This is a genomic window from Polaribacter sp. SA4-12 (genome assembly GCF_002163675.1).
Lineage (GTDB): Bacteria > Bacteroidota > Bacteroidia > Flavobacteriales > Flavobacteriaceae > Polaribacter.
The window spans coordinates 507,548-522,252 of record NZ_CP019334.1 but is presented as its reverse complement, the minus strand read 5'-3'; the positions used below and the strand labels follow the sequence as shown (position 1 = coordinate 522,252).

18 protein-coding genes are annotated in these 14,705 nt (G+C 29.2%); 4 read left to right on the top strand and 14 right to left on the bottom strand.

Annotation, left to right across the window (positions count from 1 at the left end; translation table 11 throughout):
* The first annotated feature begins 10 nt into the window (after positions 1–10).
* Positions 11–379: a DUF4258 domain-containing protein gene (locus BTO07_RS02400; protein WP_087519711.1), complete on the top strand. Its 369-nt coding sequence runs from the start codon at positions 11–13 to the stop codon at positions 377–379.
* A 161-nt stretch (positions 380–540) separates the two neighbouring features.
* Here BTO07_RS02400 and BTO07_RS02395 read toward each other — a convergent pair whose 3' ends face one another.
* Positions 541–1,215 (bottom strand): TrmH family RNA methyltransferase, encoded by a 675-nt coding sequence (locus tag BTO07_RS02395; protein WP_087519710.1) that lies wholly within the window; start codon positions 1,213–1,215, stop codon positions 541–543.
* Positions 1,216–1,287: 72 nt separating this feature from the next.
* Here BTO07_RS02395 and BTO07_RS02390 point away from each other — a divergent pair, with 72 nt between their 5' ends.
* Positions 1,288–1,968, top strand: coding sequence for an SIR2 family NAD-dependent protein deacylase (locus tag BTO07_RS02390; protein WP_087519709.1), 681 nt, complete (start codon positions 1,288–1,290; stop codon positions 1,966–1,968).
* 113 nt (positions 1,969–2,081) lie between these two features.
* Here the strand turns inward: BTO07_RS02390 and BTO07_RS02385 are convergent, their stop codons facing one another.
* The 5 genes from BTO07_RS02385 to rpsF all read right to left on the bottom strand — a co-directional run bounded on the left by BTO07_RS02385 (position 2,082) and on the right by rpsF (position 4,941).
* Positions 2,082–3,053, bottom strand: coding sequence for an IS110 family transposase (locus BTO07_RS02385; RefSeq protein WP_087519708.1), 972 nt, complete (start codon positions 3,051–3,053; stop codon positions 2,082–2,084).
* Between the two features lie 239 nt (positions 3,054–3,292).
* Positions 3,293–3,760: a DUF6495 family protein gene (locus tag BTO07_RS02380; RefSeq protein ID WP_087519707.1), complete on the bottom strand. Its 468-nt coding sequence runs from the start codon at positions 3,758–3,760 to the stop codon at positions 3,293–3,295.
* 75 nt (positions 3,761–3,835) lie between these two features.
* Positions 3,836–4,285, bottom strand: coding sequence for a 50S ribosomal protein L9 (gene rplI, locus BTO07_RS02375; protein WP_087519706.1), 450 nt, complete (start codon positions 4,283–4,285; stop codon positions 3,836–3,838).
* A 14-nt stretch (positions 4,286–4,299) separates the two neighbouring features.
* Positions 4,300–4,596 carry a 30S ribosomal protein S18 gene (rpsR, locus tag BTO07_RS02370; RefSeq protein ID WP_087519705.1) on the bottom strand — a complete coding sequence of 99 codons (297 nt, stop codon included), beginning with the start codon at positions 4,594–4,596 and terminating at the stop codon, positions 4,300–4,302.
* Between the two features lie 3 nt (positions 4,597–4,599).
* Positions 4,600–4,941, bottom strand: a complete 342-nt coding sequence (gene rpsF, locus BTO07_RS02365) for a 30S ribosomal protein S6 (protein ID WP_036820272.1) — start codon at positions 4,939–4,941, stop codon at positions 4,600–4,602.
* Between the two features lie 125 nt (positions 4,942–5,066).
* On the opposite strand from rpsF, the gene BTO07_RS02360 reads away from it, so the two are divergent.
* Positions 5,067–5,951, top strand: coding sequence for a sterol desaturase family protein (locus tag BTO07_RS02360; RefSeq protein WP_087519704.1), 885 nt, complete (start codon positions 5,067–5,069; stop codon positions 5,949–5,951).
* On the opposite strand, the gene ald is transcribed toward BTO07_RS02360, so the two are convergent.
* The 4 genes from ald to BTO07_RS02340 form a co-directional block, all read right to left on the bottom strand.
* A complete protein-coding gene (ald, locus tag BTO07_RS02355; protein WP_087519703.1) occupies positions 5,948–7,048 on the bottom strand; it encodes an alanine dehydrogenase in 1,101 nt (366 codons plus the stop codon). The genes BTO07_RS02360 and ald overlap by 4 nt on opposite strands.
* A 207-nt stretch (positions 7,049–7,255) precedes the next feature.
* Positions 7,256–8,371, bottom strand: coding sequence for a hypothetical protein (locus BTO07_RS02350; RefSeq protein WP_087519702.1), 1,116 nt, complete (start codon positions 8,369–8,371; stop codon positions 7,256–7,258).
* 117 nt (positions 8,372–8,488) lie between these two features.
* Positions 8,489–9,313 (bottom strand): hypothetical protein, encoded by an 825-nt coding sequence (locus BTO07_RS02345; RefSeq protein ID WP_087519701.1) that lies wholly within the window; start codon positions 9,311–9,313, stop codon positions 8,489–8,491.
* The gene (locus BTO07_RS02340; protein WP_087519700.1) at positions 9,300–9,860 is read right to left on the bottom strand and encodes an RNA polymerase sigma factor; all 561 of its coding nucleotides are present in this window, start codon (positions 9,858–9,860) and stop codon (positions 9,300–9,302) included. The genes BTO07_RS02345 and BTO07_RS02340 overlap by 14 nt, the downstream gene beginning before the upstream one ends.
* 125 nt (positions 9,861–9,985) lie before the next feature.
* Here BTO07_RS02340 and BTO07_RS02335 point away from each other — a divergent pair, with 125 nt between their 5' ends.
* Positions 9,986–10,450, top strand: coding sequence for a hypothetical protein (locus tag BTO07_RS02335; protein ID WP_157663266.1), 465 nt, complete (start codon positions 9,986–9,988; stop codon positions 10,448–10,450).
* Here BTO07_RS02335 and BTO07_RS17250 read toward each other — a convergent pair.
* From BTO07_RS17250 to BTO07_RS02320, 4 genes are all read right to left on the bottom strand, one after another.
* A complete protein-coding gene (locus tag BTO07_RS17250) occupies positions 10,431–10,589 on the bottom strand; it encodes a hypothetical protein (RefSeq protein ID WP_157663265.1) in 159 nt (52 codons plus the stop codon). The genes BTO07_RS02335 and BTO07_RS17250 overlap by 20 nt on opposite strands.
* Positions 10,590–10,723: 134 nt before the next feature.
* Positions 10,724–12,196 (bottom strand): malate dehydrogenase (quinone), encoded by a 1,473-nt coding sequence (mqo, locus tag BTO07_RS02330; protein WP_087519698.1) that lies wholly within the window; start codon positions 12,194–12,196, stop codon positions 10,724–10,726.
* Positions 12,197–12,332: 136 nt separating this feature from the next.
* On the bottom strand, positions 12,333–13,445 hold the full coding sequence (locus BTO07_RS02325; protein WP_087519697.1) for an efflux RND transporter periplasmic adaptor subunit: 1,113 nt from the start codon (positions 13,443–13,445) through the stop codon (positions 12,333–12,335).
* A gap of 15 nt (positions 13,446–13,460) precedes the next feature.
* Positions 13,461–14,705 carry an ABC transporter permease gene (locus tag BTO07_RS02320; protein ID WP_087519696.1) on the bottom strand — a complete coding sequence of 415 codons (1,245 nt, stop codon included), beginning with the start codon at positions 14,703–14,705 and terminating at the stop codon, positions 13,461–13,463.

Genomic DNA, 14,705 nt, shown 5'->3' with positions numbered 1-14,705 from the left:
AAATTTTACAATGCTGATTAAAAGAATAGGATATTATTTAGTAGGTTTATCATTAGGTTGTATTGCTGTATATTTTTTCTGGCAAAAGAAAAAAGCTACATTCGATTACGGAATGGATGCAAGAACATTAAAAACAATCAGATTAAAAAAACGTTTGTTTTCTGAGGATGCTAAAAATGCGATGCATAAATTTGATATTGATACTTTAAATATATCTACAATTTTATATACAGGTGATGTTGATTTCGGTAAAAGTAATCCGAGACAAAAACCTTGTGCAGAATATTATATTACAGGTTCTAAAGAGTTAGAAAATGTAAGTTTATTAGTAAAACGTTGCGATTCTTCGGCTACTATTGAGAAAGTAATTGTAGAGTAGATTTATCTTTTTAGAAAGTTTGTCATTCCTGCGCAGGCAGGAATACATAATAAGCTTATCAAAAAAAAGTTGGCACCTATTTGTCTACTACTTATTTAAAATCATAAAAATATTTTTTTAGAGTAGTTTTGAATCTCACTAATACTCATCAACTTTAAAAGTTATTTCTCTAAATTTTGATGATAATGCTCTTCTATTTTATCTACATTTTTAATGGTCTTTTTAACCCAATCATAATATAAGTCTTCTTTTTCTTCTTGTGATAATTGCCAATCAACATCAGAGTTTCTCAATTTAGTGGTTACATCTTGTAAAACAATTGCTGCTGCTACAGAAATATTTAAACTCTCTGTAAAACCTACCATTGGTATTTTTAAAAAACCGTCTGCCTGTTCTTTAACAAAGTCTGAAACGCCTTCTGCTTCTACTCCAAATACAAATGCTGATTTTTTAGTAACATCAAAATCTTGCAATAAACAAGAATCGTTATGAGGTGTTGTTGCAATAATTTGATATCCTTTTTCACGTAAATTATCTAAACAAATTTTGGTATTATCTCCATCAGATTTATAGCGCTTAGAGGTTATCCATTTTTGAGAACCTTTTGCAACATGTCTAGAAACCTTATTAGTATATTTATTTTCAATAGCATACACATCTTGAACTCCAAAAATGTCTGCAGTTCTTACAACTGCACTTGCATTATGAGGTTGAAAAATATCTTCTAAAACCACTGCAAAATGTCTAGTTCTATTTTCTAAAACTTTTTTAAAAAGACTTTTTCTATTGTCGGTTAAAAAGCCTTCAAAGTAATTTAATAGTTTTTCATCAATCATAATTGCAAACTTAAAATTATTATTTTTATCTTCATTGAAGATTTATGTAAAAATACTCAATCCTATTATCTAATGAAAAAAATAGTTGTTTTAACTGGTGCAGGAATTTCCGCTGAAAGCGGAATACAAACGTTTAGAGATGCTGATGGTTTATGGGAAGGACATGATGTGATGTCCGTTGCTTCTCCAGAAGGTTTTGCTGCAAATCCTGAATTGGTGTTAGATTTCTACAATCAGCGTAGAAAACAATTGTTAGAAGTTTTGCCAAATAAAGCACATTATAATTTAGTGGAATTAGAAAAACATTTTAATGTAGAAATTGTTACACAGAATGTTGATGATTTACATGAGCGTTCTGGAAGTAAAAATGTTACGCATTTGCATGGGGAACTTTTAAAAGTTAGAAGTTCTGCAAACGAGCAGAATGTATTAAATTGGAAGAAAGATTTATTCTTAGGTGATTTATGCGCAAAAAAGAGTCAATTAAGACCACATATTGTTTGGTTTGGAGAAATGGTGCCAATGTTAGATAAAGCAATTGAAATTACGCAAAAAGCAGATATATTGGTCATTATTGGTACTTCTATGCAAGTGTATCCTGCAGCAAGTTTAATTGATTTTGTAAAAACCAATACACCAATTTATTTTATAGATCCTATACCTTATGTTTCTGAAAGCAATTTTAATAATCTAACGATTATAAAAGAGGTTGCAAGTTCTGGTACTGATAAATTATTGGAATTATTGAGTTAAATTATCTTTTCGACTGTATCTTAAAATATCCAAAATAAAGATTTCTCAACTTCACTGCGTTGCATTCGAAATGATCTGTGTTAAAAAACTATTATTTATTGTTAAAATTTCTTTTATTTCAGAAAATATAAGTTTTGATGATTTTCATTGTAAATTTGTTTGTTAGTCGCAATAGAAAAAATTTGCTTTATTAATTTATTAGCTATTGCAATTTTAATTACTCTCTCGGGTTTTCCTTTTTCTTTAAGTCGTTCATACATTTCGATACAATTTTTATTTACTCTTTTTGCAGACCAACTACATAAATACAAAAGTTTTCTAATTTGAGGTTTGCCCATTTTACAAATATGTCCTTTACCTTTTACACTTGTTCCTGATTGATATAGCCTTGGGCTAAATCCTACAAAAGCTGTCAGTTGTTTATAGTTATCAAATTTTGTGAAATTATCTGTAATAACACTCATCATAATAGCCGTTTTTAGCCCGATTCCTGGTATCGTTTTTATTCTTTCAACCGTGTCTTTATAAGCTAATCTTCCTATTTGCTCTATCTTTTTTTCAAACTTATCAATACGTCTTATTAATAATATTAGTACTTGTTTTAATTCTTTTCTAAGATCCGAACTCAACAAACCTGTTGCTTCAAAGGATTCTAATTGTCTTTTTGTTTGATGTTTTTGTTTTTTTAGTAATTCTAAAGCTGTGTAAAGTTGTTTAATTTCTATACTAGGTTTACTCTCTGGACACCATCTTTTTAACTCATATTGAGCACCATATTCGGCAATTGTCTTTGCGTCTTTTTTATCTGTTTTTGCTCTATATAATCTTGTTTGACTATATCTTCTAATTATCAAAGGATTTAATACACATACATTAAAACTAGATGCATGTAAAAAAGTTGCTAACTGAACATAATAAGGACCACTAGCCTCCATTACAATCCAGTCTGATGCACTAATCAATTTAATAAATTGCTCAAAACCTGTATTTTGATTCTTAAAAATTTTGTGCATCCATTTATCTTTTTCTAAATAAGAAACATCAAAGGTTTGCTTACTAATATCAATTCCTATAATTTTACTCATATCAAATGTTTTTATAGAAAAATTACTACATTTACTTATCAATCCTAAATACAGACTTGATGGTCTAATGATCTGTTCAAGTTTATGTAGTAAGGGGTAAAGTGATTAGCATTGCGAACGGTCTTTAATGACAAATGACGGACTATAATCTTTTCCTTTACCCTTACTTTTCTTGTTAAATATTAAATCTAATTTAAGCTTTTTAAAAACAGATCCTTATTTTTACAAACATAGGATGACTAAGAAACCAATTGATTAAAATACTCAAAGATTTCTCCTTTAGAAATTGAGCTTCCTTTTTCTATCAAATCAAAAATTTCAGGATTTCTTTCTGAATTATAAGGTTTTGTACCTTTAAAAATTTCAACAGAGTTGTCCATAGGGTTTTGCATTAACCACTCAAAACCTTTTTGTTCTAGTAAATTAATATCCCAAGTTATTTTAATTGCAATTCTATGAATTTCTTCTTTATCGCACTTAAACAGATTTACAGAAGTCTTAGAAAAATGCTCAACATAATTGGTTTTTGTTAAAACATCATCCCAAACAACATCAGAAAAAACATTCATTTCATCTTCTGCAACTTTAGGTGTTTCTTCTTTAATTTGCTTCCATTCTTTAGCGTCAATACTTTGTGTAGCTAAAAAACGTGCAAAATCTTCATGTAAACTTTCAAATTGTTCTTTGGTAAGTTGTCTGTACTTCATGTTTTATTAATTCTAATGTAAAAATAAAAAAGCTCGTTATTTCTAACGAGCTTTTTATAAATTATTTAAAGATAATTACTTATCAGAAACAACTTCAAAAGTAATATCAGCAACTACTGCTCTGTGTAATCTTACAGATGCATCGTATTTACCTAATCTTTTTACAGAACCACCAACAACCTTGATAAATTTCTTATCTAAGTCTGTTCCTGCTTTTGCAAGTGCTGCAGCTAAATCGATGTTGTTTACAGAACCAAATAATTTGTCTCCTGAACCAACTTTAGATGCAATCTTAATTTCATATCCTTTAATTGCTTCAGCTATAACATTAGCGTCTTCAATTAATTTAGCTTCTTTATAAGCACGTTGTTTTACATTCTCTGCTAAAACTTTCTTTGCAGATGATGTAGCTAAAACTGCTTTTTTTGTAGGTATTAAATAGTTTCTACCGTAACCGTTTTTCACAGATACAACATCATCTTTAAATCCTAAATTTTCTACGTCTTGTCTTAATATTAATTCCATTTCCTACGTATATATTATTTTAACAAATCTCCAACGTATGGCATTAACGCCAAGTGACGAGACCTTTTAATTGCTTGCGCAACTTTACGTTGATATTTTAATGATGTTCCTGTTAAACGTCTTGGTAAAATTTTACCTTGTTCGTTTACTAAATACATTAAGAAGTCTGCATCTTTAAAGTCGATATACTTGATATCTTTCTTTTTAAATCTACAGTATTTTGCTTCTTTTTTAGTGTCTATATCTAACGGCGTTAAATATCTAACGTCAGCAGATTTACCACCTTTTGATTGTTGTTCTATTGATGCCATTTATTATTTTTTTGTAGATTTAACACGTTCAGTTCTAATTTTTGCCCAAGCAGCTGCATGTTTGTCTAATTTAACAGTAAGGTAACGCATAACGCTATCATCTCTCCTAAATTCTAACTCGTATGCAGAGATTTCTTCTCCGGCAACTTTAAACTCTAATAAGTGATAAAAACCACTTTTTTTCTTTTGAATTGGATAAGCTAATTTCTTTAAGCCCCAATCTTCTTTTGAGATCATTTCAGCTCCTTTGGAAACCAAATAATCTTCGAATTTTTGTACTGTCTCCTTTATCTGAGTATCAGATAAAACGGGATTCAAAATGAAAACAGTTTCGTAATGATTCATAAATTAAATTTTATTGTTTATTTTTAATGGCTGCAAATGTACGAACTTTTTTATATTTAATAGACTTTTCTTTAGATTAAAAATTAAAGAATTTTATATGTACTTTAACTCTTTAAAATACTGATATGCAAATACCTGAAATTCCGAATTTAATCTATTATGCCATTCCTTTTTTTTTAATTACAGTTATTATAGAAGTAATTCTTACTGTAAAAGTAAAATTAGAAGATTATGAGTTTAAAGATGCTGGTACCTCTATTACAATGGGTTTAGGTAATGTTGCCATTGGCATTATTACAAAAGGAATTGTTTTAGCTGTTTTTATATTTGTTTATGAGTATCGAGTTTTTACAATCTCTTTTGCTTGGTATTCTTGGGCCATTTTATTATTTGCAGAAGACTTTGTTTATTATTGGAATCATAGAATTGCGCATGAAAGTAGATTATTTTGGGCAAGTCATGTTGTACATCATTCTTCTAAAAAATACAATTTAAGTACTGCCTTAAGACAAACTTGGACTGGTGGTTTCTACACCTTTATTTTTTGGATTCCATTAATTCTAATTGGCTTCCACCCTATTATGGTTTTAACTCAAATGTCTATTAGTTTGTTATATCAATATTGGATTCATACTGAATTGATTAAAAAAATGCCTAATTGGTTTGAAGCTATTTTTAATACACCAAGTCATCATAGAGTTCATCATGCTACAAATCCTCAATATTTAGATAGAAATCATGCAGGTATTTTTATTATTTGGGATAGACTCTTTGGAACTTTTGAGCCTGAAGTTGAGAAACCGAGATATGGTTTGGTTACAAATTTAGAAACTCACAATCCTGTAAAAGTTGCATTTACTGAATGGTATTATTTGCTTACCGATTTCATATCTTCTAAAACATCGATATTAAATAAGTTTAAATACTTGATAAAACCTCCAGGTTGGAAACATGACAACACTGGAGTTTTATCAAAAGATTTAAGAAAAGAATGGGAACAAAAAAATTAAGATTGAAACGCTTCTAAATGAAATATTTCGCTAATTTCTTTATAAACAATTTTTCCTTTTACAATATTTAATCCTTTAGCAAGAGATTCATCAGAAGAACAAGCTTCTTCCCAACCTTTGTTCGCTAAATTTACAATGTAAGGCAATGTTACATTTGTTAAAGCAATTGTAGATGTATAAGGCACTGCACCTGGCATATTTGCTACACAATAGTGAACCACATCATCTATAATATAGGTAGGATCTTCATGTGTAGTTGCTTTTGTGGTTTCAAAACAACCACCTTGATCTACTGCAACATCAACAATAACGGTTCCTGGTCGCATTTCTTTTAACATATCTCTTGTAATTAACTTTGGCGCCTTTCCTCCTTTTACTAAAACTCCACCAATAATTAAATCGTGTGTTTTTATAAGTTGTCTAATACTATATTCATTAGAAAAAGCTGTTGTAACGTGGTTTGGTAAAACATCATTTACATAACGTAAACGTTTCATGTTAATATCTAATATGGTTACATGTGCTCCTAAACCTGCTGCCATTTTAGCTGCTTGTACACCAACAACTCCTGCTCCTAAAACTAAGACTTTTCCTGGAGCAACTCCTGGAACTCCTCCTAATAAAATACCACGTCCTTTAATTGGTTTTTCTAGATATTTTGCTCCTTGTTGAATAGACATTCTTCCTGCAACTTCAGACATCGGAGTTAATAAAGGTAATTCTCCATCTTTATCTTCAACCGTTTCGTAAGCAATACAAATAGATTTACTTTCTATCATTGCTTTTGTAAGCGGTTCACTTGATGCAAAATGAAAATATGTAAAAACAATTTGATTTTCTTTAATCAATGGATATTCTGATGCAATTGGTTCTTTTACTTTTACAATCATATCACTCTGGCTGTAAACATCTTCTATTCTAGGTAGAATAGTTGCTCCTACTTTTTCGTAATCGGTATCAAAAAAACCACTTCCTTCTCCTGCTGTAGATTGAACAAAAACAGTATGATTTTTTTTAGTCAATTCAAATACACCTGCAGGTGTCATTCCAACTCTACTCTCGTTATTCTTAATTTCTTTAGGAATACCTACTTTCATTTTCGCTTAAATTTAGATGTTTTAAGCAAGTAAATTTACACTGTTTTTGTTTGTAATTTAACAAAAAAATAAAGATTTGTTATTTTTACTGATGTGCTATTTTTTACTAATTAAAAATGATTTTATAGAAAATTCTATTTGTTTTTATTATCAGATGTTTAATAATTAACATAAAAAATTAACTCCAATAATATATTATTTAACATTCTAATTCAAATCTAAACGAATTCCCATAGAAATGTTTCTAGTATTCGTGTTTTTGAACAGTGGATTCAAATCATATTTTACATATAAACTTGTAGATCTATATCCTAAATAAGCACTTAAACCATAATTTATAGTATTCATATTATAGTTGTCTTTTTGAACCACTTTTTGATCAACTCCATTTATATCCTTGTATTCAAGATATTGTCTTGTTCCTAATTTAAAACCAGCAAAACCTCCAACTCCTAAACGAAATGATTTATTTGTTCTGTCAGATGTTCTATTGTCTGAATATTTATTATTTCTTGATAAATCCCACTCAAAATGGATTGGAAAATTCATTTGTACATGACGCAACCTACTTTCTGTTAATTGATCTCCAAAAGTCTGAATTTCTGTAATATCACCATTTTTTATGTGATATTGATTGTTGTCTAATCGTAAGTTATTCCACAGAAAAGAAACACCGTATTTAAAATAAAAGATTCCAGGGTTTTTGTTCATACGAGATTTCCAAGTCCAACCAACTTCATAAAAATGAGATTGCCAAAGTTTGTATTCAGAATCATTTAAAGACTCTATTTGTCCATGATCTAGTACATTATTTACTCCCATTGCAAATACAAACTGACTTGTTGTTCTTCTACTTCTTTTATTCTTTTTTCTTCTATTAGAATCAGAATCATTTTTAGAATCATTCTCGTCGTCTCGATTGTTATTATTAATATTAAGACGAAACGTTTTATTACCAATAGTAAACGTGTTGTTATCATCTTCAGTTACAATAGTATCATCAGAACTTGCAATTTTTCCATTCGTTTTATCCTGAACCAATAATTGCAACAAAAGTTCTTGTTCACCAACTAATTTTTCAATTCTTCTTGCGTGATACGAAGCAACTTCTTTTTTTAAAGTATTTGCAGTCGTTTTTGTAATTTCACCTTTTTCGAATCTTTTATCAATAGCAACAACTTTTACCTTTAAAGAATCTTTCTGAGTTTTTGTAATATGTTCTATTCTTTTAGATATTTTGCTAACCTCTGTCTCAAATGTTTTCTCTTGAGATAAGGCAATAGTTGTACTAAACAACACTAATATTAGTAGTATTCTTTTCATTTTGTATGTTTTTAAATTTATGTTATTTTGTTTAAGTTGTCATTGCGAGGACGAAAGGACGAAATAATATGCTTGTTAATTATAAGATTGCTTCATTCTTCGCAATGACATTTATTTTTAATCATTTCTACTTGCAAGGGCAGTTGCAATACCAGAGACTCTTCTTTTTATCGATTTTAAGAAATTATTTTCAAAATCTTCTTCACCAATAGTACGTTCTACTTCGGCCAAAATAGAATTTGGGTTTACTTTAATATTCGTTTTTTGAAGCTCACTTTTAATGGTTCTTAATACATCTTCTCTTGTTAAATTATGTTTTGCATAATATGCTTTTACTTCGTTTGATGAGTGTGTTACCGCGAATAACAAATCATCACTATTAATCTTAATTTTACTATTTGGGTCTTGTTTAAAGGTATTCTCTTTTAGTTTTTTCTCCTTCGTCGGATGATCATTCTTACTCTTATTTGTAATTTCAACTTTTACGATTGCTATTTCAGTGTTGTCATTACGAGGAGTTTGCGACGAAGTAATCTCTTTATTTAGATGAGATTGCTTCACTTTGTTCGCAATGACATTTTTATTATAATTTACTTTTTGCTTCTCTTCTACTTCATCAATTTTTACGATGGCTTTTTCAGTAGGAATTTCATTAATAAATTGCTCTATTTTTTCATCAATAGAATTTGTATCAATTTTAGTATCAACGATAATCTCATTTGTTTTAATTTCTTCTTTATCAGAAGATAAAAGCTGAATTCCGATTGAAACCAATAACAAAATACTTGCTGCAGCTCCTATATAAAAAAACCAGCCTCTTTTCTTTTGCTTCGGTTGTTCATCTAATTGTGTAGATAAACGTTCCCAAGCAGAAGCTGATGGCTCAAAAGTTCTGTTTTGTAACTTTTGTTTTATGTTGTTGTCTAACTTATTTGTTTTCATGAATTGTTTTATTCATTTTGTAATAATTTTCTTGCAATAATTTACGTGCTTTAAATAATTGCGATTTTGATGTACTTTCAGAAACGCCTAATTTCTCTGCAATTTCTGAATGTTTATAACCTTCTATGGCGAATAAATTAAACACCATTTTGTATCCTTCTGGTAATTTATCTATCAGTTTTTGAATGTCTTCTACAGAAGTGTTTTCTAAACTTTCTGTGGCTGCATCATTAAAAACATAATCTTCGTCAGATAAATCTACCAAATTCTTTTTACGGAGATAAGAAATACAAGTATTTACCATAATTCTACGAATCCAACCTTCAAAACTACCTTCGTGTTTAAACTTGTGTAAGTTGGTAAAAACCTTTAAAAAACCTGATAATAATAAATCTTCTGCATGATGTAAATCTTTAACATATTGCCTACAAACTCCCAACATTTTAGGTGAATGCTGCTCAAACAATTGTTGTTGCGCTTCCCTATTGTTGTCTATCGCTTTTTTAATAAGCGATTTTTGTTTGTTATGCAATGGTATAATTTTCAAGCCTCTCGTTTCGTTTTTAACTGCCTTACAAATATATAGACTACAGATGTTTTAAAAAGGTTGCCTTGGATAAAAAAGTTTTTTAAAATTAAATATTTAATTTTAAAATGATTAATTTTAATTCTATGAAGAAAAAGAAAGAATCAAATTATAATGCGTGGAATGAATACCTAAATAATACTAAAGAAAGAACAAATTATGCCATTAGAAGATTTGACTTATTAATTATCTCAATTAGTGGTGGGGGAATTTATATTTTATTTGAAACCTTAAGAGAATTTAAAACTAACAATATTATAATTGAAAATCCAAAACTATTATTATACTCGGGTTTACTTTTAATTATTGCAATAGTAATAAATTTATTTTCTCAATATACTGGATATTGGTCTAATAATTTTGAAGAAAAATATATTAATTTAGAATTATCTAAAATTAAAGGCGAAGAAATTGATAAGGAACAACAAAAGAAATTAAACAGAAAAGTAAAGACATTAAATTTTTGGACAGAGCTTTTTAATATCTCATCCTTACTATTAATGATTATAGGAATTATTTTATTAACAGTATTTAATTTTTCTCTTTTCTAGTTGGTCTATTTCCTGCTCCTGAACCTTTTGTGTTTTCAGCTCCAGATCTTTTTACATTAGAACCTAATCCTACATTAGATCCTTTAGATTCATTTGCACTATTAGAATTATTACTTTTATTATTTTCTTTTTTAACCATTTTGTATGCTTCATTATATGAATAACAAATATAATCTTTAATTAGATTGAGAATAATTAAAGAATAGCTAATCTATCAACTAATTATTAACAAGTTAGTCAACTATAAAATAATAAATCGAGATAAAAAAACACCTACAATCCCAAAGAAACCCTACTCTTCTCCAATTCAACATCAAACAATTCTTTTGTAACCTCGGTCTTATAAAAAGGAACAATTTCTTTTAAAAGTTGTTTTCCTTTTTTAGAATTTATCAATTCTGGAAATGCTTTTTCTACTACTTGTAACATGATTGAAGTTGCAGTAGAAGCTCCTGGAGAAGCACCTAATAAGCAAGTTATACTTCCATCTTTACTCGATATTACTTCTGTTCCAAATTGTAATTTTCCGCCTTCAAACTCATCCTTTTTAATAATTTGAACACGTTGTCCTGCTTTTACAACTTCCCAATCATCAGAATTTGCGTTTTTCATAAACTTACGTAAAGAATCCATTCTGTCTTCTTTACTCATCATTACTTGTTCAACTAAATACTGAGTTAAAGGTAAATTGTGCCAAAATGCGCCCAACATAGAAGGAATATTATCAAACTGAATCGATTTAAACAAATCTAAATGAGAACCTTCTTTTAAAAACTTCGGACTAAAACCTGCAAAAGGACCAAACATTAATTGACGTTTTCCATCAATATAACGCGTGTCTAAATGTGGTGTAGACATTGGTGGATCTCCCAAACCAGCTTTAGAATATACTTTAGCATTGTGTTGTTTTATAATTTCTTCATTGGTACAAACCAACCATTCTCCACTTACAGGGAAACCTCCATAACCTTCTTTTTCGTCAATTTCTACTTTCTGTAATAATAGTAAACTTCCTCCTCCTGCTCCAATAAAAACATGTTCTGCTTCTAATTGATGCACTTTTTTTGTTTTTAGATTTTTTATTTCAACAGTCCAATCTAAATCTGTATCAGGATCAATATCTAATACTTCCATATTACAATGAACTGGCGTGTTAAATTCGGTTTTTAAAATATGAAATAACTTTTCTGTTAACGAACCATAATTCATTTCTGTTCCTCTATCAATTCTAGAAGCCGCCATAATTTCGTCTTCTGTTCTATCTTTAGCAATTAAAGGAAACCATTCTTTCATTTTGTCGATTTCTCTAGTAAATTCAATAGAATCGAACATAAAATGATCTTTCATTTCATTGAATCTATTTTCTAAATAATCGGCATTTTCTTTTCCTAAAACCCAACTATAATGATTTACAGAAGCAATAAAATCTTCAGGATTTTCTAACAAACCTTCATTCGTTAAATAAGACCAAAATTGTTTCGAGGTTTCATATTGTGTACAAATATGAATTGCCTTTTTAATAGAAACGTCACCATTTTTTTCTGGACAATAATTTAATTCACACAAAGCAGAATGACCGGTTCCTGCATTATTCCAAGCAGCAGAACTTTCTTGAGCAACTTTATTTAAACGTTCTACAATTAAAATATTCATTTCTGGCTTTAGTAATTTTGTGATCAATGCTAAAGTTGCACTCATAATTCCTCCACCAACACATATTAAATCGTATTCTTTTTTAAATCTCATAGTTGTCCTTATTTAATCATATTTCATCAAAAAAGATGATTTATAAAACCACCTTTTAAGTATTTTGAATTTGATAAAAATAAAAAAAGGAACTCAAATTGAGTTCCTTTTTCTAAAATTTTAAAATTAAATATTTTTAATCCTCTTTTTTCTTATCATCTTTAGACGCTTTGTTCCAAACTTTAATTTCGTCTTCTTCAGTAACACCCTCTAAAATTTCAACATTTATTCCATCAGAAGTTCCTAATTTAAGTGTTTTCTTTTCAAAAGTTCCATCAGCCATTTTTACTTCTACATAAGGCTCTTCCGTTTTTTTATCAAACTTTAATAACGCTTCTTTTATAGATAAAACACTGTCCTTTTTTTCTAAAACAATATCAGCATTTGCACTATAACCGGCTCTAATAAAGAATTTATCGTCTAAAGAAACATCTGCTTTTATTTTAAATTGTACAGCTCCGTTTTCTTCAGTTCCTTTTGGTGCAATAAAGTTTAATTTTGCAGGAAATTTTGTTCCTTCAATAGCTCCAATTGAAACTTCAATATCACTACCACTTACTAATTTACCAACTTCAGATTCATCAACTTTTCCTTCAAAAATCATTTTATTCATATCTGCAATAGAAGCAATAGTTGTTCCTGCATTAAAGTTATTAGACTGAATTACTTGATCTCCTTCTTTAACAGGAATCTCTAAAATTGTACCAGACATTTGTGCTAAAATGTTTGTATTCGCAGAAGCTCCAGAACCAGAAGATCCTTTTTTAATGATTTGGTAATTATTTTGAGCGTTTTTTAAATCTTGAGTTGCTTGATCATAAGATAATTCTACAGCTTCATATTCAGCTCTAGAAATCACTCCTTTTTCAAATAGATTTTTATTTCTTAGATAAGAAACCTTTGCATTACTTAAACGAAGTTTTACGTTATCTACTGTACCTTTTGCACTAATTAAAGATTGCTCGTTAGGTACAACTCTTACAGTTGCAATTAAATCTCCCTTTTTAACTTTAGCACCTTCTAGTAACATAATTTTATCTATGATACCAGTAATCTGAGGCTTAATGTCAATTTCTTCTAAAGGTGTTACTTTACCTGTAGCAACCGTTTTCTTAACAATAGTTGTTTTAAAAGGTGTTTCAGTTTCGTATTCTACGATACTCTTTTTGTTCTTTTTACCGAACCAAACTAAAGCAACAATAAATAATACTGCTATAATTCCTAAAATGATTTTTGCTCTTTTGCTCATGATTTGTTGATTGTTTTATTCTTCTCTTAATGCTTCTATTGGTTTCACTGTTGTTGCCATGTGGGCAGGAATTAATCCTATTAATGTTCCTAAAATAATTAATGTTATAAATGCTATTAAAATAATAGGAATATTTACTGTTGGGTTTATTAATGCTGCATCTGGTCCTTGTCCGAATGCTGAATCAATACCGAACAAAACTAATGCTCCAAAGATAATTCCTAACATACCAGCAACTGTTGTTAAAAACACAGATTCTAATATTATTTGTTGTCTTATGCTTTTTGGAGTTGCTCCTAATGCTCTTCTAATTCCTATTTCTTTTGTTCTTTCTTTTACAGTAATTAAAAGAATATTACCAATAGCAAATATTCCTGCTATTAAAGTTGCAATACCTACAAACCAAGTAAGAAATTGCATTCCTGTTAAGAAACCTGTAATTTTCCCAATTTCTTTCCCTAAGTTGGCACTACCAAAAGCTCTTTTATCATCTGGATGAACTTTATGTAAACTTTTAAGAGTTAATAAAATATCTCTCTCCATTTGCTCTATATCGGTTCCTTCATGAGCAGTAATCATCATCCAATCTATTTTATTGGCTGTATTATATACTTTCTTAAAAGTTGTAAAAGGAATATACGCTGCATCTCCATCAAAATTAATAGTGTTAGATGGTTCATAAACACCAATAACTTTATAGTTTATAGCATTTATTTTAATGTACTCGCCAATTGGCATTGCATTTTTATCAAATAATTGTTTGTACATATCTTCTGATATGACTGCAACTTTTGCTGTGGATAAAATGTCGTTTTCGTTTAAAAAACGTCCGTAGATTAGTTTCTTTTTCTGAATTTGATCTAACACAGGGTAATCTCCACTTACATTAAAACTACCAGATTTAAAATTATGAGTTATTAAGTTGTTTGTTTGATTACGAGGTGCTAATAATTTAATTTCTTTAGAATACTCTGCGGTTAAAGCATCAATATCATTTGTATTTAAACTAAATCTTCTTCCCTTTTGAAAACCTTTAAATGGTGTGTCTGTAGATTGTGTCCAAACAAAAACACTATTTGTTGCAAAGTTCCCGAAGAGTTTATTAAACCCATTTTCCATTCCTCTTGCAGCTCCTAATAAAACTACTAATAAGAAAATTCCCCATAGAACACCAATTATAGTAATTGCGGTTCTTACTTTGTTTTTACGGATACTACCGTAAATTTCTTGCCATGTATCTGAATCGAATAAAAACTTCAT